The organism is Collinsella sp. AM41-2BH (assembly GCF_003468085.1).
Taxonomy (GTDB): Bacteria; Actinomycetota; Coriobacteriia; order Coriobacteriales; family Coriobacteriaceae; genus Collinsella.
The window spans coordinates 14,770-32,227 of record NZ_QSGH01000011.1 but is presented as its reverse complement, the minus strand read 5'-3'; the positions used below and the strand labels follow the sequence as shown (position 1 = coordinate 32,227).

Sequence of the window (17,458 nt, the reverse complement as noted above, 5' to 3'; positions counted from 1 at the left end):
ATTCGGCCAACAAAATTTTTAAGATTTGGGACAAATACTACTGATTATTTTGTCCCGTGAGCATGCCGTCGAGGGTGCGCCAGGCGAGCTCGGCGCATTTGACGCGGGCGGGCATGTGCGAGATGTCCTGGAGCTGGGCGGCCTCGTCCAGGTCTTCCAAGTCCTCCTCGGAGAGCTGCTCGCCGCGGATCATGGCGAGGAAGAGCTCTGCCAAGCGGCGAGCTTCCTCGACGGTCTCGCCGGTGATGAGGTCGGCCATGATGTCGGCGCTTGCCTGGCTGATGGCGCAGCCGTGGCCGGTAAAGGAGGCCTCCTCGATCACGTTGTTCTCGACACGTAGCTGCAAGGTGAGCTCGTCTCCGCAGCTGGGGTTGATGCCGTCGTGCTCGTGCGTGGGGGCGTCCATCTCGTACTTGTAGTCGGGGTGCGAGTTGTGCTCCATAAACGTGGTGGAGGTGTACAGATTACCCATTAAACGTGCTCCAAACGTGATGCAGTCCGGCGATGAACTTATCGATGTCGGCCTTGTCATTGTAGAAGGCCACGCTGGCGCGGCAGCAGGCAAGGTTCTCGACGCCCAGCCAGGTAAGCAGCGGCTGTGCGCAGTGGTGGCCGGCGCGGATGCACACGCCGTCCATGTCCATGATGCTCGCGACGTCGTGCGGGTGGATGCCCTTGACGTTAAAGCTCACGACCCCGTGGTGGTTATCCCAGTAGATGGAGCCGATGATCTGGACAAAGTCGAGCTGCATGAGCTCGCCCATCAGGTAGTGGACGAGTGCCTGCTCGCGGGCCTGGATGTTCTCGTAACCCACCGTGTTGACCAGGTAATCGAGTGCGGCGCCCGTGGCGAAGATGCCGGCGGCGTCCTGCGTGCCGGCCTCGAACTTCTCGGGGACGGGAGCCCAGACAGCGTCCTGCTCGGTGACCGAATCGATCATCTCGCCGCCGGTAAGCATGGGCGGCATGGCGTTGAGCAGGTCCATCTTGCCCCACAGCACGCCGATGCCCATGGGGCCCATGGCCTTGTGCGCACTAAAGGCAAAGAAGTCGGCGCCCAGGTCGGCCACATCGACCGGCATGTGCGGCAGCGACTGCGCGCCGTCGACGACCAGGTAGCCGCCGTACTTGTGCACGAGTTTGCCGAGGTTCTTGACCGGGTTCTCGACGCCCAGCACGTTGGAGACCTGTCCCACGGCTAGGATCTTGGTCTTGGGACCCACCTTGGCAAGAACCTCCTCGGTGGTGAGCTGGCCGGTCTTGGTGGGGTAGAGGTAGACGAGCTTGGCGCCGGTCTCGCGGCAGACCTGCTGCCACGGAATCAGGTTGGAGTGGTGCTCCATGATGGTGATGACGACCTCGTCGCCCGGTTCGAGCACTGTGGGTGCAAAGCTCTTAGCGACCAGGTTGAGCGACTCGCTCGTGTTGCGGGTGAAGACGACCTCGTTGGCCTGTGAGGCGCCGATGAGGTCGGCGATCTGTTGGCGGACCTTCGCGATGGCGTCGGTGGCCTCGACGGACAGCGAGTACAGGCCGCGCAGAGGGTTGGCGTTCATGCGCTGGTAGAAGTCGCGTTCGGCGTCGAGCACACAGGCAGGGCGCTGCGCGGTGGCGGCGCTATCGAGGAAGGCGATCTCGGGGTGCTGCTGGAACAGCGGGAACTGGCCCTTGTAGGGGTTGGTCTCGATATCTACGGTGGGCCAGCCGCGCGAAGCCTCGTCGCTGGCGTCGAGCTCCATAGGCTCCGGTGCGGTACAGGTGTCACATTTAACGTGCTCGGTATCGATCATGCGAGCTCCTCCTCAAAGTTGTCGATCAGGTTGTTGCCCAGGCGGACGACGGCGGCGCGGGTGCGCTCGTCGGTGGCGGAAAGCGCAGCGTCCTCCAGCTTGGCGCGGATGAACAGGTCCTCGGCTGCGTTTTGGTCAAGGCCGCGGCAGGCGAGGTAGAACAGCTGCTCGTCGCGGACGTGGCCGATGGTGGCGCCGTGGTTGCCGGCGACGTCGTCCTCGTCGCAGAGGATGACGGGAACGGTTTTGTTGTCGACGCCCTTGTTAGCCAAGAGCACCGTCTCGCGCTCGGTGCCGGTTGCACCCTTGCAGCCGTGCACGAGGTCGATGGTGCCGCGGTAGACCTTCTTGGACGTGCCGGTCAGCACGCCGTTGGCGTCGATTTCGCACTCGGTCTTGCGACCGCGGTGGCGCAGCTCGTAGTTAAAGTCGCGCACCTGCTCGCGGGCGCCCAGGTAATCGGTATCGATGGTCACCTTGGCGGTATCGCCCAGCAGGTCGCCGGCAAGGCCGGTGGCGCTGGCGCCGGCACCCAGGACAGTGTGCTGCACGTTGACGCGCGCGCCCTCGTCTAGGAACAGGCCGGTGTCGTCGAGTGCGATCCAGCTGTCGTCGAGTGTCTGCGTGCAGGTCACGTTGACGGTGGCGTACTCGTGGGCGCACACACGCAGCACGGAGCCCACGACGCCCTCGCCGGCAACGGGGGAGTCCAGGGCTAGGGCGAGGTCGAGCGTTGCCTGCGGGCGGGCGACGACGTCGATGGCGGCAATCGCAGCCGCTGCGTCGACGCCACTCACGCGCACGGTAACGGCGGCGTGCTGGTAGGCGGGAACATCGATGACGATGCGCTTGGTGGCGTGCTCGGTCAGATACGCATAGGCAGCCTCGCCCATGCCGGTCTCGAAGGCCTCGGCAGGGGAGAGCTCCTCCTCGAGCTTGATGGCGCCGGCCTGGTAGACAGAGGTGGCGGGCACGTCGAGCTCGGTCTCGGGCGTGATGCGGGCGCGGTCGGCGGCGTCGCCGGGGGCAGCGGCACGGCGCTCGGGGAAGCGCTCGGCCATGGCTTCCATGGCGGCGTCGAAGGCGTCGGCCGCACCGGAGAACTGCTCGTCCAGCCCCTCGACCTCAACGGCCTCGGCGGGTGCGGCGGCAAGCTCGTCCGAAAGCACAAGCTTGGTCTGGTTCATTTTCAACCAGCCCCAGGTTGCTGCGGGCATCGCATTAACCTGCTCGAGCGTGGTGGCAGCGTTGTTCGTGGTCTGTTTCATTATCCGATCGCTCCTTCCATCTCGAGCTTGATCAGGTTGTTCATCTCGACGGCGTACTCCAGCGGCAGCTCCTTGGAGACCGGGTTGGCAAAGCCGTTAACGATCATGGTGCGGGCCTCTTCCTCCGAGATGCCGCGGCTCATCAGGTAGAACACCTTGTCGTCGCCGATGCGGCCGATAGTTGCCTCGTGGCCGATGTCGACATTCTTGGCGCGGATGTCCATGGCGGGGATGGTATCGGAGCGGCTCTGGTCGTCGAGCATCAGCGACTGGCAGCTCACGGTTGCCTTGGAACCCTCGGCCTTGGGCGTGGCCACGATGGAGCTGCGGAAGGTCTGGATGCCGCCGCTCTTGGAGATGCCCTTGGTTTCGACGGTCGCCGAGGTCTCGGGGGCGTTAAGCACGACCTTGCAGCCGGTGTCGAGGTTCTGCCCGGCGCCGGCAAAGGTGATGCCGGTAAAGCTCGAGCGGGCGCGGCGGCCGTTGAGCACGCTCATAGGGTAGAGGTAGCCCACGTGGCTGCCGAAGGAGCCGCTGATCCACTCGATGTCGCCGTCCTCGTCCACGCGCGCACGCTTGGTGTTGAGGTTGTACATGTTCTTGGACCAGTTCTCGATGGTCGAGTAGCGCAGGTGCGCACGCTTGCCAACAAAGAGCTCGACGGCGCCGGCGTGGAGGTTGGCCACGTTGTACTTGGGCGCGGAGCAGCCCTCAATAAAGTGCAGGTCGGCATCGTCCTCGACGATGATAAGCGTGTGCTCAAACTGGCCGGCGCCCTTAGCGTTGAGGCGGAAGTAGCTCTGCAGCGGGAAATCAAGCTTGGTGCCCTTGGGCACGTAGACAAACGAGCCGCCCGACCATACGGCACCGTGCAGGGCCGCAAACTTGTGGTCGGTGGGCGGGATGAGCGTCATAAACTTCTCGTGGATGAGCGGCTCCCACTGCGGATCGTGCAGGGCCTCCTCGATGCCGGAGTAGACGATGCCCATCTTGGACGCCGTATCCTGCATGTTGTGGTAGACCAGCTCGGAGTCGTACTGCGCGCCGACGCCCGCCAGATAGCTGCGCTCGGCCTCGGGGATGCCCAGGCGCTCAAAGGTGTTCTTGATGTCGTCGGGCACCGACTCCCAGTCGTGCTTTTGGTCGGTGTTGGGCTTGACATAGGTGACGATGTTGTCCATGTCCAGGCCCTCGATGGAGGGGCCCCACGTCGGATCGGGGAAGCGGTTGAAGATCTTGAGGGACTTGAGGCGCAGGTCAAGCATCCACTTTGGCTCGTCCTTCTTGGCGCTGATCTCGCGCACGATGTCGGGCGTAATGCCGGCGTCGAGGCGCTCGAATCCCTCCTCGCCATAGGTGAAGTCGTAGAGGCTGCGGTCGATGTCCGCGACCTCGGTGCGGTTCTTGGTCATTGCGTCGCCCCTTTACGCCTTCTGCTCGGCAGCGGCGGCCTCGGCCTGGGCGCGCTGCTCGGCGGCCTCGCGCTCGAAGGTCTCAAAGCCGTTCTTGTCGATCCAGGGGATGAGCGAGGCGTCGTCCTCGCGCACGATGTGACCCTTGACCATAACGTGGACGCGGTCGACATCCAAGTGCTCCAGGATGCGCGTGTTATGCGTGATGATGAGCATGGAGCCGTCGCAGCTCTTGCGGTAGGCGTCCATGCCGTGGCTGACGGTGGAAAGCGCGTCGACGTCCAGGCCTGAGTCGGTCTCGTCCAGAATGGCGAGCTTGGGCTGCAGCAGCAGAAGCTGGAGCATCTCGACCTTCTTCTTCTCGCCGCCCGAGAAGCCCACGCCCAGCTCGCGGTTGAGATAGGCGGTATCCATGTTGAGCTCGGCCGCGAGCTCCTTGACGCGGCGGCGGAACTCCTTGCCCTTCATCTCCAGACCGGGGCGGCCGGCGATGCTGGCGCGCAAAAAGCTCGACAGCGGCACGCCCGGGATCTCGACCGGGGCCTGAAAGCTCAGGAACAGGCCGGCACGCGAGCGCTTGTCGGTGGTGAGCTCGGTGATGTCCTGGCCGTCAAAGATGATGCGGCCGTCGTTGACGGTGTAGACGGGGTCGCCCATGACCAGGTGGCCGAGGGTAGACTTGCCGGCGCCGTTGGGTCCCATCAGCACGTGGGTCTCGCCGGCGGCGACGTTGAGGTTGACGTTGTGGAGGATGGTCTTCTCGTCCACGGAGGCGGTCAGACCCTCGATGGAAAGCAGCGGATTTGCGCTCATGCTGTCCCTCTCTGTATATGGTGTACTCATAGGTGTACTAAACCCTAGGAATCTTCTCTGAATAAAGTTACTATGGGTTCGGCGTTAGTCAAGGGAAAACCCGACTAATCCACTCGACTTTTCAAATTCTGGGACAAAATAACCTGTTGTGTTTGTCCCACTTACTTAAGATTTGGGACAAACAAACCTGGTTATGTTGTCCCAGATGCGATGGGAGGGTAGGTATGCTCATTTCTTCCAAGGGCCGCTATGCCCTCCGACTGATGATCTATATCGCGGCGCTTGGTGACGCCGAGGGCAAGATTGCCCTTCGCGAGGTCGCCGACCGCGAGCATATCTCGCAAAAGTATTTGGAGCAGCTGGTTCGTCCGCTCATGAAGGCGGGCCTACTTAAGAGCGTGCGCGGCAAGGGCGGCGGCTACATGATGGCCAAGGACCCGGCCGAGGTGCGTGCCGGCGACATCCTGCGCGCCGTCGAGGGCAGCACGGCTCCGGTGGCGTGCGATGGCATCGACAACAGCTGCGCCCGCAGCGATCTTTGCTCGACCGTCAAATTCTGGCGCGGTCTGGACGACGTGATCGAAAAGTACGTCGACGGCGTGACGTTAGCCGACCTTGCTGCCGTCCCCGAGATTAACTTTGACATCAGGCTGTAGGTTGAGCGCAATTCCTTAAGATTTCGCGGAGGGTTGTTGCCGTTTACCGAGGGGTTGTTGTGCAACAACGGGCGAGCTGCAATACTTATTTCTATCTTTGCAAACTGCACTTTAACTACACCAATGCAGGGAGGATCTTATGCAGCCCAAGCATTCTGCTATTGTCGCGGGCCTGACGCTGGCGCTTTCGTTTGGCGCCGTTACCGCACCCGCACCCGCTGCCGCCGAGGAGCCCACACCGGGCGTTGCCTCGGATGCGACCGATATCGATAAGGGTCTCTATACCCAGCAGTCCTTCTCGGGCGTGCTGAGGTCGGTCCAGGGCGTTTCGTTTGTTAACGTGACCCCCGAGATGAAGTACTTTACCAAGTACGAGAGCCATGGCAACTATAACCAGGGCTTTTCGTATGGCGACGGCTATAACGCGCTGGGTTATTACCAGTTCGACCGTCGTTGGTCGCTCATTCCGTTTATGAAGCAGGCCTACAACTACAACCCCGAAAAATACAGCATGCTCAAGGATGCGATTGATCGCGGCAGCGAGATTTCCAACACGAGCAATGCCATGTACGAGAACGGCCAGCTCACCGAGTTGGGCCGTATTGCGCAGGAGGCTTTCCAAGGTGCTTATAACACCGACCCTGTTGAGTTCTCGGCTCTGCAGGATGCGTATGCGTACAACTCGTACTATGCGGTGACCGAGGCGTGGCTCAAGAGCGGCCTGGGCATTGATATTTCGGGCCGTGCCGATTGCGTTAAGGGCATGGTGTGGAGCATCACCAACATGTGCGGCACCGGTGGTTGCAGGGACTTCTTCCGTTGGGCAAACCTTTCTAACAGTATGACTGATCGCGAGTTTGTGACGGCGCTTTCCAACAGTGTGGTCAATAACGTGGCGACCAAGTATTCGAGCCAGCCCCAGTATCATGAGGGCTGGAAGAACCGCTACCGCAACGAGCTCAAGGACTGTCTGGTCTATATTGCCGAGGACGAGGCCGCTGCGGCAACGCCCGTGGAGCCTGAGCCTACGCCGGCGCCCGGTCCGAGCATGGCGCCGGCCGCTCCCGCCGCACCGACGCCTGGTACCGATGGCGATGCGGGCGATAGCGACGATGCGGATGCGCCCTCGACTGATGCGGGCACTGATGGCGCCGGTAACGGTGGGGCGACGTCTGGTGGCACTGCGGGCGGCGATGCCCCGGGCGATTCGTCGACTTCTGGCTCCAGCGGTGCGGGGGCTTCGGGTGGCGCCGACGATTCTTCTGCCGATGCTGGGTCCTCTAACGGTTCTGGCTCCGATGCTTCCGAGGGCGGTTCTGGCGAGGGCTCCGATGCCGGCGATTCCTCGACGGAAAACAAGCCTTCTACTGGAGAGCAGCTTGGCTCCATGCTGGGATCGTCTTTAATGGCGGGCATTAACGGCGGCTCTTCTTCTGGTGGGGGAGCGTCTGGCCAGGGATCCGACTCCAAAGCCGGCGGTGCTTCTGATGCTTCCGCCGCTAAGGACGCGAAGCAGTCTGACGCCGACCCTCAGAAGACTGAGGGTAAGGATAAGGTCGTTACTACGACCACCGCGACTTCGACCACGACCAATTCCTCGGGCGGCAACATGCCCAAGACGGGCGACCTCATCGTGATGGCGAGCCTTGCCAGTGCAAGCTTGGCCACGCTGGGCGCCACGTCTATTGTGAGTGGCAAGCATAAGCTCGATCAGCAGCGTAAGGCTGCTGGGGAGGACGGCTCGGAGGAGTAACCTCTCGGTTACCAGATAACTAAAGAGTCGGGACGGGGTCCGGTGCGAATGCATCGGGCCCCGTTTTGTTGTGCAACGATTAGTTATGCCCCCTCACGCCTCATGTTGCTACCGTTGCCCGATATGTTTGCGTGGCGGCATCAGTACGTGCGAGCTGGTCATTACAATTGGCGTCGTGCTGTGATTTAGGGGGAACGTTTTGGTGCTTGAACAGGCAAATGATGGTGGTGCCACCGGGTTTGGTGCGCGTTTGATCGGTGGTGCCGATGATGCGGTTTTACCCATTGGTATGCACGACTATGTGGAGGCTCTTGGTCGCTGCACACTGGTCGACAAGACCATGTTTATTGCCGATGTGCTGGATTGCGATGCGTCCGTTATGGTGTGCTGCCGACCCGATGGTTTTGGCAAAAGTATGAACTTGTCGATGCTCAAGGCCTTTCTGGAGCGTCCCGCGGTCGGTCTCGCTGGTCGGAGCTTGTTTGCCGATACTTTGATTTGGGACGCGGACGGCGGGCGCTATCGGGACGAGTACGCCTGCTATCCGGTGATATCGCTGGACTTTTCTGGTGCTGCGAGGCGTGGCGCCGCTGTTGCCGACGTCGTGCGCGATACTCTTTCGGGCGAATGCGCTCGTCTGTTGGCGCTCTTGGAGGCTCCGGATTTAGTTCGAGATAAGGTGCGTCACATCGAACGCGTTGCGCGTGGCGTGGCGAGCGAGGCCGAGGTTGACTCGGCGCTTGGTGTGCTCATTGAGCTGCTGGAGACGGCCTGCGATGAGCAGGTTGTATTGCTCGTTGATGGGTACGACGCGGCGTGCTTGGGCCGTGCGATCGCGAGGGGTGCTTCTGGCACCGATCCAGCTTGGCTATTCGACCGCGTGATTTTCGACGCCATTGCCGCTGCGGGGGATTCGTTGCGGCTGGCGTGTCTTATGGGGGAGTATCCCGGTCCTGCCGAGACGGCACTTTCTTCGCGCGGCTGCTCGTATTGTCTGTCGACGTCGCTCTCGACGTGGTGCGATCGGTGGTTTGGCTTTTCGGATGCTGAGATTCAGGCTCTGCTAGGCCATGCTGGACGCGGGGAATTCCTGGATGACGCGCGTGAATGGTTCGAGGGATACCGATTTGGCGGGTTTTATTGCTCGTGTCCGGCGCGCGTGATTGATTTCTTGAACCGCGGTTGCACGCCGCCGGTGCGGGCTGATTTATACGGATACGCTGATAGCCTGAGCAGGACGGTTGGTGATTGGAGTCTCGATCAGCTTGCGACTTTGTTCAATTTGCTCGAGGCTCATGGAAGCGTTAAAGTTTCGCTTCGAATGGGTGCCGTCGGGTCGGATGCCTCGACTGACGATGACCTGTGGACCGCGTTATACCTGTCCGGCTTCCTAACGACGGATATGACTGAGGAGCCGGAGCATGACGCTCGCCTCCGCGCTCTGCGGCTGCCCAATAGCGAGCTTCGCCAGGCGCTGCGCCTCGTGATTATTGAATGGTTTGATTGCGCCGCCGAGGATGTGCGCGACGTCGATTCGTTTTGTGACGGGTTGTGTCGCGGTGACGAAGACACGGTGAGACAGGCGCTGCGACGAATTCTAGGTGACGCGGGAGTCGGCGTGGTCGAGACGGATTCGCCGTTGCCATACCACCTGCTGTTGCAAGGGCTCTGCTTTGGTATGCCGGGGTATGCCAATCCGTCATCCAATCGAAAGCGCGGGGCGGATCGCTGGGATATGCAGGTGTTCCCTACGGGAAGGATGCTCGATGTGGCCGATACCCTCGGCATGCTCGACGAACGTCCGTTGATAACGATCAACTTGATGTACGACCCCGGTGTGGACGCGCTGGGCCTGGAGTTGCTGGCTGTCCAGGCGCTGCTCGACATAGAACGCGAGCGTATCGACGAGATTCGCGTGCCGCGACCAGGTATCGGCCGCGTGCGCTGGGGCTTTGGCTTTGACGGGCGGCATGTATCCGTAGTGTGCCAGAGGCTTTAAACGGCGGGGTGTTTTCGGCTTCTGTTACTTCGCGTCCTCCAGGGGCGGCATGGGCTTCCAGTCGGGATCCTTGATGATCTTGCGGGCGTCTTTCATGCCGCGGCGCAGCGCTGGGATGCCGGTCTTAAAGCATTTGTCGACCGCAGCCAAGCGAATGGCTTCCTTGCAGAAGGTCGCGGCGTTGCCCAAGCGGAACAGCACGGGGTGGTAGTCGCCGTAGATTTGCATGTAACGGGCCAAAAAGCCGCGGTTGCGCATGATGTAGTAGCGGTTGGTGTCGCTCGTGGAGTTGAGCTGGCGTTTGCCGGCGATGTCCCAGTTGGAGACGGCGCGGGCGCGCTTGAGCACCACGTCGGCTACCACGGCGGCGGGGAAGTGCTGGCTGGCGACATAGCCGTAACAGGCGTCGTCGCCGTAGATGAAGAAGCGCGCGTCGGGCAGGCCGATCTTGTTGACTACGCGACGCGAGAACAGGCCGCCCTCAAAGCACAGCTGGTTCATGGCGCGGTAGCCCTCGGGGCCCAGGTCCCACTTGGCGACGGGGTTGGGGATGCCGAGCGAAAGGATGAGCTGGTACTGCCAAAAGAAGGCGCCGCCGTCGAAGTCTAGACGCGAACCCTGGATGACGTCGTAGCGGTCGGTCCACTTGGCCAGGCGCTCGATGCCCTCCGGGATGACGAGCACGTCGTCGTCCATCACCCAGAACCACTGGGCGCCTAGGTCGTAGGCGCATTTGGTGCCGGCGGAGAAGCCGCCCGCGCCGCCACCGTTTTCAAGCTGCGGCGCGTAGATAACACGGTCGGTGCCGCCCTGCGCGTCGGGCTGCTCGGTGTCGATGCCCCACAGGTTGGCCAGGCGCTCGTTGAGTGCGGCGCACATGGCTTCGGTCTCGCGCGAATTCTCGTTGTCGACGATCACGATGCGCCAGGGCGCGGCCGTGAGCTCGGTCATAGAGTCGAACAGGTTGGCCAAGAGTTCCTGGCGTTTATAAGTGACGACGACGATGGCGAGCTTGTCGATGGGAGCGGGGAGAGTTGAAGGCATGGGGCAATATATCCTTTCACGCACGGCAGACATGCGTCGCGCGGAAGCTATCGATTACGTCCATTGGACGGCACCTATTGTAAAGGGTCGCTGCGCCATGTTGGCAAGGTTTGGATAAAACGCAGGAACCTGCCACGGGCGTGACGGCTGCGATACTCAACGTTGATGTGTTGATCGCTGCTTGAGCTTGCGAACGATTAGGCTTCTAGCTGCATCGATGATGAGGAGCGCTAAGGCAAAGACGATGCTAATGACGGTACCCGTGACGATGCATATAGCTGCCGGGCTGTTTTGGATGACCAATATGTTTACGAGCAACGCATTGAATACGGGACGCCACAGGCTACTGGTGAGCGACTGCATCACATAGAAACCGAGCGTGGCGGTCGATAAGGCGACGATGGCATCTGCAGTCCGCGGATTGCCTGAGGCACTGCGTCGGGTTGCCGCAAAGAGCAAGGAGACGGCAGCGAGGGCAAACGAGATCAACGAGGTTGATTTGTAGGAGAGGGTTGCCATCGCCGTGAGGTTGCCGGTGAAGGAGAGTTCGCCTTCCAGGACGATGGTGAGCACCAAAACCGTTCCGAGCGAGCGCATGCCCAAGGTGCCCGCCCTGTCCGAATCCATGGCGTCGGTTACGTCGCGGAGCAGTCCGCCGATCAAAAACGCGATAACGTACGTGACGGCGCTCATGAGCTTCTGCAGCCAAGAAAACTCACCGCCGCTTGTCGCACTCATGGCGGCCAAATACCCGTTAACAACAAATGCGAGGATGCCAACGGCGATGACCGTCATCGTGCAGCTCTTTTGGGAGAGTCGACTCTTAGCCAGTCCAAACCATTGCGCCATGAAGACCGTGGCGGCATAGACCCAAATAAACTCGAGTCCCAGGGTATACCAGTAGTGCGTGTTGAGGGCTACATCGGGAATGGGGGAGACGACCGTGGACCACGCGAGCGCCACGAGGCAATAAAACACAGTGGGCAAGATGGCCTTGCCCAGGCGCTGCGCCGTCCGTTGCATTTGCGACTTCCACGTTGCTCCACCGTCCCAAGCACGCGCGGAAGAAGCGATGAGAAAGTAACCCGAGATCATAAAGAAGACCTCATTGGCCCAACAGCCCAGCAGGTTAATGAACCCCAGCAGTCCCGAATAGGGAAAGGCGGCAAGCGGCGCATATTCCACGATGCCGACGCAAGTGGCTTGAAAGGTCCACTGAAACGTGTGGAATATGGCGATCCCAGCGACCGCGACCAAGCGCAGTGCCTCGATGGATATGTTGCGTGCGGCTTTGGGCTGCATGACGTCCTTTCGTATCGGTTTGCCTCCGCGGGCTCCATAGATTATATAAACGCCCGCGGGCGGGACGACCCTTTGATACCATTAACGTCAGGTATTTCCTAAGGAGCACATTTGTCTACTAATTCCTCTGGCAGCCCTGTCCTGTCGCTGCTTATTCCCATCTACAACGTTGAACGCTACCTGCGCGAGTGCCTCGATTCCGCCGTGGCGCAGTCGCTCGAGGACATCGAAATCATCTGCATCAACGACGGCTCTACCGACAATTCGCCGTCGATTATCCGCGAGTACATGGAGCGCGACGCGCGTGTGAAGATGATCGACAAGGCCAACAGCGGCTACGGCGACTCGATGAACCGCGGGCTCGAGATGGCGCGCGGCAAGTACGTAGGCATTCTGGAGTCCGATGACTTCATGGCGCCCGATGCGCTGGAGAAGCTCGTAGCAGCGGCCGAGCGCAATGGCGCTGACTTTGCGAAGGCGAATTTTGACCTGTATTGGTCGAAGCCCGAGGAGCGCCGAGAGCTGATGGAGCTCTTTAAAGCCAAGGACTGCGGCAAGCCGGTTCACCCGAGCGACGCCGTCGATGCCTTCTCGCTTAAGCCATCGATTTGGTCTGCGGTGTATCGTCGAGACTTTTTGAACCGTAATGCCATTCGTTTCTTGCCGACGCCTGGCGCTGCGTTTCAGGACGCCTCGTTTACCTTTAAGGTGCTCGCCCTTGCCGATACTGCGGTTTACCTGCATGATTCCGTGCTTTCATATCGCCAGGATAACGAGGGCTCTTCGGTCAATTCGCCCAATAAAGTTCATTGCGTTAACGATGAGTATGCCGAGATTCATCGCTGGATTGTTGAGGATTATGCCGAGACGCACTCTTCGCAGGACGTTGCCAAGCTGCTTAGGTTTGCAAATATCATTAAATACGATTCGTATATGTGGAGCTACATTCGCCTGAATCCCAAGTTTTATGCTGAGTTTTTGGGCCGTATGGCTCAGGAATTCCGTGGGGCGCTTGAGGCCCATGAGTTTGAGCTCACGGATCTTAAACCGTGGAAGCGCGCAAACCTGAAGGCCATTGTCAACGATCCGCAAAAGTGGCTAGCTGAGTCTTCGGGCTTTGCTAGTGCCGGCGCGATGGGCCGCGCGAAGCATTATGCGCGCGTCGGTGGCCCGGGCGTGGTCGTGGCATTCGTCCTGGACGCAATTAAGAAATAGGGGAATTATGGTAAACCCGAAGGTCTCATTTATCGTCCCCGTTTATAACACCCAGGAATTCCTACCTCGTTGTTTTGACTCCCTTTTGAATCAGACTTGTACGGATATCGAGATCATTGTCGTGAACGATGGCTCGCCGGATGGTTCCGCAGCGATTATTGATGAATATGCTCGAATGGATTCTCGCGTGCGCGTTGTCGAGAAGTCTAACGGGGGGCTGTCGTCTGCCCGTAATGCCGGCATGGATGTCGTGCGCGGCGACATTATCGATTTCGTTGACTCGGACGATTACGTCGAGCCTAATCTTGCCGAATTATTGGTTGGTACGTTTGCCGAGGAGCATCCAGAGATTGTTGTGTTTGGAGCCGAGTGCGAGCCTGCCGAGCTGGCCTCGAAGCGCATTAAGCAATTGCTTTCTCCTGAGGCGTGCGTGTTTGAGCCATTTGATCCAGCGCTGCTGTTTTCGGCGAATGCGCAGCCCTATGTCTGGCGTGCGGCATACTCTCACGAGCTGATTGAGCGTGAGTCTTTGCGTTTTGCCGAAAATGTCCGGTTTGCCGAGGACGTTGTGTTTCAGTTTGAATCGTATCCGTTGTCTGCCAGGACGGTTCTTGCACCTGATCGTCTGTATCACTACGTGATGCAGGAGAAGTCGCTGACGCATGTGTTTAACGCCGGCGCCAAGCGCATGGACAAGGTCAATGCTCATTTGCTGGTGCTGCATGAAGTACTGGAGCGCTGGGACAGGCGCGGGCTTTTGGGTTTGTGCCCCGGAGAGCTTGTGACGTGGTTCCTGGATTTGATTGTGTTTGATCTCGCGCGATTGGATGCCGAGGATTATGCCGCGGTTGCCGCTCGCGTTAAGGACGAGTTCGCGAATCATGCGGGCCAAGATTGGACTAGTTTGCCTGCTAAGGGAGCCGTTCGTCATGTTGCGCGCAAGCTGGCGAACGGGTCAAAGATTTCGATCGTTGACGCCGCACAGCTGTATCTCGCGACCCGTGGGCTAAAAGCTTGTATCGAGCGGTTTGCGTAGGGTTAATTGATTCCATTCTTTTGTTTCTATCAGTTTTTCTGGCAGCGCTTACTAACTGGACGGTGATGGAATGGCCGAATTGGGGAAACGTAAACAAAGAGTGCAGATTGAAATCGTGCTCCCATTCGAGCATCCCATTGGACTCAGTAAACCAATTCATTTCGAAAAGGCCATATCAAAAACTAACCCTGATATCGTCACGATAAACGACAGGGCTGTTGTGATTTCGTTTGAACGCGTACGGAGTTATTCCAAAGCGAAGTATCTTTGTAAAACTAGGGTTGGCTATCTTCGTTGGCTGCTTCTGTCTTTGGCGTGTATGGAAGGGATGGAACAATCGGTTGGCATTGCCGCCGTGTCGTGCTCGGTTGATAGGAAAGACGCTATAGAGCTTGAGGTCCCGCACGAACTTAGCGATGCCCTTTCTACATTTAGCGGAGCAGGATATCCAGACAGAGTTGTAGGACGAAGCCTTCAAAACGATGCGGTTGCAAAATCTCTGCATATAGCAATTAGCTACTCATGGGCTGCATCGGGAGCCGGTTATCCGGAAGAGAGACTTAAGCTCCTTTGGGGCGCTTTTAATGCTCTTTATCGCGGCTATGCTGGGGCAGCTGATTCTGGCGCAACGAGGGATATTCAGATGCTGAACAAAGTGAATCAGCTATTCATTGAGCATGATGTGTTATCACGCTCTTTAATTAAATTTGATGACATTTTTGATGATATAAGCTATGAGGACTTCGTCGGATGGAAATTGCTGACGGCCGCGCGTTCAAGTGCATTGCATATTGCGAATAAGGATAAGAAGAAAGTAAAGCCATATCAATTGGATAATCTGCGCTGTATTGATAGGCAGTCTCTAATCTATATGCGTGACAGGGGTTGTGCTGATTATCCAAGCAAGAGTTTCCTAAAAACCAAGATAACTGAACTTCTGCCTGAAGCCGGAACTGACAGGCTTCGCACTAGAAGGGTTGCCCTTTTGGTGTGTCGTTATGCCTATATATTGCGATGCGATGGCGTTCACGCTAACAGGGAATATCCTGTATTCAATTCCAATGCGATGTTAAAAAAGCGATTGTTGGGCGATCTTCTAGAGACCGTTATCGTTGATTTTGCGACTTGGCTCGCGATGAATTATTAGGCTGCTTTTTGTCCCTATTACGCTGGCTTCGATTTCTGGGTCGATACACTTAGTGCCTTTAGGTTCTTCGCTGGCCAGAATGGAATGGGGACTTGGCGCAAACAGCTTTCTAAGGTATCGCCTGTAATATAATTTACGCGCATCATTTGAAGCTGAATTTGATGGGGGCTGGCATGAAACGTCACCTGCAACTACTTGTTGTATTCGTTGCAATGTTGGTTATTGGACTCAATCCTATGATTGGGCCGGTTACTACCGCCTGTGCAATCAATGCAGAGCTTGCTCAGCAGGATTCATCTGCTGAGGTCGCTGATAGTGCAAGCAATTCAAACTCGGCAAGCGGCTCCGGATCATCTCTTTCCGATGATCAGGATAAGGTTGATGACCTTGCCGTAGAAGATAATAGTGCTTCCGTTGGAACGGAAGAGAGCGGCGATGTTTCGGACGACTCGTATCAGTATCTATATATCGCTTACCCGCAGCTTCCAGTTGGCGTAGACCAGGTGATTGCCTTTGCTACTCCAAATGATTCTGATGTTGTTGCTGATGCGACGCTCGAGCTTGAGTCCACTACGGGTCATACCTTTTTCGTTGAATCTTCTGCAGTTAATGCCAATACAGCCGCTTTCCAGTTCGGAAAGGATTATGCCGAGTGCGGATATGATTTGATTTCGATTACATATCATTTGCAGGGCGACGATGTGGAGCACAAAGTCGATTTGATGCAATGCGGATATATGTTCGACATCGATGCAAATGCCGTTGCGGACGACGATCAGGCTGAAGGCAGCGACGATGCATCCTTCTACTATTTAGATGATTCTGACAACGTTGTTCAGGCTGCCACGATTGGTGACGCCCTTGCTGCCGCGAATGGGGACAGCTCGATTTCGGCCGCTGATTCGGTATCAAGAGGTATTCGTGTGATAGCGCTTGATCCAGGTCATGGCGGCACGGATCCTGGTGCTCAGGGCAATGGAAAGAGTGAGGCTGATCTTACTTGGAAGATTGCGGTTGCGTGCAAAGCTAAGCTCGAACAATATGGTTTTAAAGTAATAATGTCTCGCGAACAAAGCGGTTCATATAGTGGAAACGATTTCCTTTACCGTGTCCAGCGTTGTGTAAGTCAGGGAGCGCAGGCATTCGTTAGCTTTCACATTAATTCTGGTGGGGCTGGAGCCCATGGAGCGGAGGTGTATGCGCCTACGGCAAACGGCACTAGCTATACACAGGCTTCTGTTGAGCTCGCTCAAAAAGTGATGAATAACCTGCAGGCCCTTGGATTAAGCTATCGTGGCGTCTTTCAGATGGAGGTTGGCGATGAGTTTGCTGTCATTCGCTGCGCGCGTGAACAGGGTATTCCTGGCATCTTAATTGAACATGGCTTCATTTCAAATGCCGGTGATGTCTGGAATTATTTTAGCGACGAAGGCTGCAAGCGACTTGGCGAAGCTGACGCGGATGCCATCATTTCCCAGTTCCCCAAATCAGCATGGTTTAATGGCTCGCTTGAATATAAAAAATCAGGTAAAAAGATCGATATGACCTTGAAATGCTCTGGTGGAGAGCCCACAAATGCTGCGTTTAAGGTTGAATCTCCCTCGGGGCGCGTTGATTGGGTTCAAGCATACGATCAGAAGGACCACAGGTGGAGTGCGTCCTTTGATTTTGATAGGGAATATGGCGTTTTTAAAGTCAGCGCTTACGTTACGGTGAACAATGAGACTTTTGAAGCGGATTCTAAGACGTTTGGTGACAATAAGTGCTCGCTGTCTTTCGATTTAACTGAGACTCAAGTTACCGTTGACGCTGGACAATGGGCAATAGAGCCGAATGCGGTTTCATATCAAATATTATCCGAGGGTGGAAAGTCCCAATGGATTCCGGCTAAACGGTCTGGCGATTCTTGGATTTCTACTATCCAGTTAAATGATTTACAAGATGTCTTTGGAAAGAAGACTGTCAAAGCTTGGTGCATTCTGGATGGGGCCGAAGCGTTCTCTTGCGGCGAAGGCTCGTTTAG

14 protein-coding genes are annotated in these 17,458 nt (G+C 57.8%); 7 read left to right on the top strand and 7 right to left on the bottom strand.

The annotated features are described in order from the left end of the window. Positions 1-37: 37 nt before the first annotated feature. From sufU to sufC, 5 genes are read right to left on the bottom strand one after another with little or no spacing between them, the layout of a single operon-like run. Positions 38-472, bottom strand: a complete 435-nt coding sequence (gene sufU / locus DW899_RS06800; RefSeq protein WP_117583738.1) for a Fe-S cluster assembly sulfur transfer protein SufU — start codon at positions 470-472, stop codon at positions 38-40. Beyond that, a complete protein-coding gene (locus DW899_RS06795) occupies positions 465-1,790 on the bottom strand; it encodes an aminotransferase class V-fold PLP-dependent enzyme (RefSeq protein WP_199411429.1) in 1,326 nt (441 codons plus the stop codon). The genes sufU and DW899_RS06795 overlap by 8 nt, the downstream gene beginning before the upstream one ends. Further along, on the bottom strand, positions 1,787-3,058 hold the full coding sequence (locus DW899_RS06790; protein WP_117800429.1) for a SufD family Fe-S cluster assembly protein: 1,272 nt from the start codon (positions 3,056-3,058) through the stop codon (positions 1,787-1,789). The genes DW899_RS06795 and DW899_RS06790 overlap by 4 nt, the downstream gene beginning before the upstream one ends. Then, positions 3,058-4,470, bottom strand: coding sequence for a Fe-S cluster assembly protein SufB (gene sufB, locus DW899_RS06785; RefSeq protein WP_117800428.1), 1,413 nt, complete (start codon positions 4,468-4,470; stop codon positions 3,058-3,060). Before sufB ends, DW899_RS06790 begins: the two co-directional genes overlap by 1 nt. A gap of 12 nt (positions 4,471-4,482) precedes the next feature. Further along, on the bottom strand, positions 4,483-5,283 hold the full coding sequence (gene sufC, locus DW899_RS06780; RefSeq protein WP_117800427.1) for a Fe-S cluster assembly ATPase SufC: 801 nt from the start codon (positions 5,281-5,283) through the stop codon (positions 4,483-4,485). A 224-nt stretch (positions 5,284-5,507) separates the two neighbouring features. On the opposite strand from sufC, the gene DW899_RS06775 reads away from it, so the two are divergent. The 3 genes from DW899_RS06775 to DW899_RS06765 all read left to right on the top strand — a co-directional run bounded on the left by DW899_RS06775 (position 5,508) and on the right by DW899_RS06765 (position 9,691). Then, on the top strand, positions 5,508-5,939 hold the full coding sequence (locus DW899_RS06775) for an Rrf2 family transcriptional regulator (protein WP_117800426.1): 432 nt from the start codon (positions 5,508-5,510) through the stop codon (positions 5,937-5,939). A gap of 139 nt (positions 5,940-6,078) precedes the next feature. Continuing rightward, the gene (locus DW899_RS06770) at positions 6,079-7,692 is read left to right on the top strand and encodes a hypothetical protein (protein WP_117800425.1); all 1,614 of its coding nucleotides are present in this window, start codon (positions 6,079-6,081) and stop codon (positions 7,690-7,692) included. Between the two features lie 202 nt (positions 7,693-7,894). Further along, positions 7,895-9,691, top strand: a complete 1,797-nt coding sequence (locus DW899_RS06765; RefSeq protein WP_147349733.1) for an AAA family ATPase — start codon at positions 7,895-7,897, stop codon at positions 9,689-9,691. A 24-nt stretch (positions 9,692-9,715) separates the two neighbouring features. Here the strand turns inward: DW899_RS06765 and DW899_RS06760 are convergent, their stop codons facing one another. Together DW899_RS06760 and DW899_RS06755 are read right to left on the bottom strand one after the other, a co-directional pair. After that, the gene (locus DW899_RS06760) at positions 9,716-10,735 is read right to left on the bottom strand and encodes a glycosyltransferase (protein ID WP_117800423.1); all 1,020 of its coding nucleotides are present in this window, start codon (positions 10,733-10,735) and stop codon (positions 9,716-9,718) included. Positions 10,736-10,891: 156 nt separating this feature from the next. After that, on the bottom strand, positions 10,892-12,037 hold the full coding sequence (locus tag DW899_RS06755) for an acyltransferase (protein WP_117800422.1): 1,146 nt from the start codon (positions 12,035-12,037) through the stop codon (positions 10,892-10,894). 111 nt (positions 12,038-12,148) lie between these two features. Here DW899_RS06755 and DW899_RS06750 point away from each other — a divergent pair, with 111 nt between their 5' ends. The 4 genes from DW899_RS06750 to DW899_RS06735 all read left to right on the top strand — a co-directional run. Then, entirely contained in the window at positions 12,149-13,252 is a 1,104-nt protein-coding gene (locus DW899_RS06750; protein ID WP_117800421.1) for a glycosyltransferase, read from the top strand. A gap of 7 nt (positions 13,253-13,259) precedes the next feature. Beyond that, on the top strand, positions 13,260-14,288 hold the full coding sequence (locus DW899_RS06745) for a glycosyltransferase (RefSeq protein WP_117800420.1): 1,029 nt from the start codon (positions 13,260-13,262) through the stop codon (positions 14,286-14,288). A gap of 70 nt (positions 14,289-14,358) precedes the next feature. Continuing rightward, positions 14,359-15,435, top strand: a complete 1,077-nt coding sequence (locus DW899_RS06740) for a hypothetical protein (RefSeq protein ID WP_117800419.1) — start codon at positions 14,359-14,361, stop codon at positions 15,433-15,435. Positions 15,436-15,608: 173 nt separating this feature from the next. Further along, positions 15,609-17,458 (top strand): N-acetylmuramoyl-L-alanine amidase (locus tag DW899_RS06735; RefSeq protein ID WP_199570292.1); only part of this gene is annotated, 1,850 nt, incomplete at its 3' end.

Coding starts and splice junctions, on each gene's coding strand:
- sufU (WP_117583738.1), bottom strand. CDS start 472: ATGGGTAATCTGTACACCTCCACCACGTTTATGGAGCACAACTCGCAC.
- DW899_RS06795 (WP_199411429.1), bottom strand. CDS start 1,790: ATGATCGATACCGAGCACGTTAAATGTGACACCTGTACCGCACCGGAG.
- DW899_RS06790 (WP_117800429.1), bottom strand. CDS start 3,058: ATGAAACAGACCACGAACAACGCTGCCACCACGCTCGAGCAGGTTAAT.
- sufB (WP_117800428.1), bottom strand. CDS start 4,470: ATGACCAAGAACCGCACCGAGGTCGCGGACATCGACCGCAGCCTCTAC.
- sufC (WP_117800427.1), bottom strand. CDS start 5,283: ATGAGCGCAAATCCGCTGCTTTCCATCGAGGGTCTGACCGCCTCCGTG.
- DW899_RS06775 (WP_117800426.1), top strand. CDS start 5,508: ATGCTCATTTCTTCCAAGGGCCGCTATGCCCTCCGACTGATGATCTAT.
- DW899_RS06770 (WP_117800425.1), top strand. CDS start 6,079: ATGCAGCCCAAGCATTCTGCTATTGTCGCGGGCCTGACGCTGGCGCTT.
- DW899_RS06760 (WP_117800423.1), bottom strand. CDS start 10,735: ATGCCTTCAACTCTCCCCGCTCCCATCGACAAGCTCGCCATCGTCGTC.
- DW899_RS06755 (WP_117800422.1), bottom strand. CDS start 12,037: ATGCAGCCCAAAGCCGCACGCAACATATCCATCGAGGCACTGCGCTTG.
- DW899_RS06745 (WP_117800420.1), top strand. CDS start 13,260: ATGGTAAACCCGAAGGTCTCATTTATCGTCCCCGTTTATAACACCCAG.
- DW899_RS06740 (WP_117800419.1), top strand. CDS start 14,359: ATGGCCGAATTGGGGAAACGTAAACAAAGAGTGCAGATTGAAATCGTG.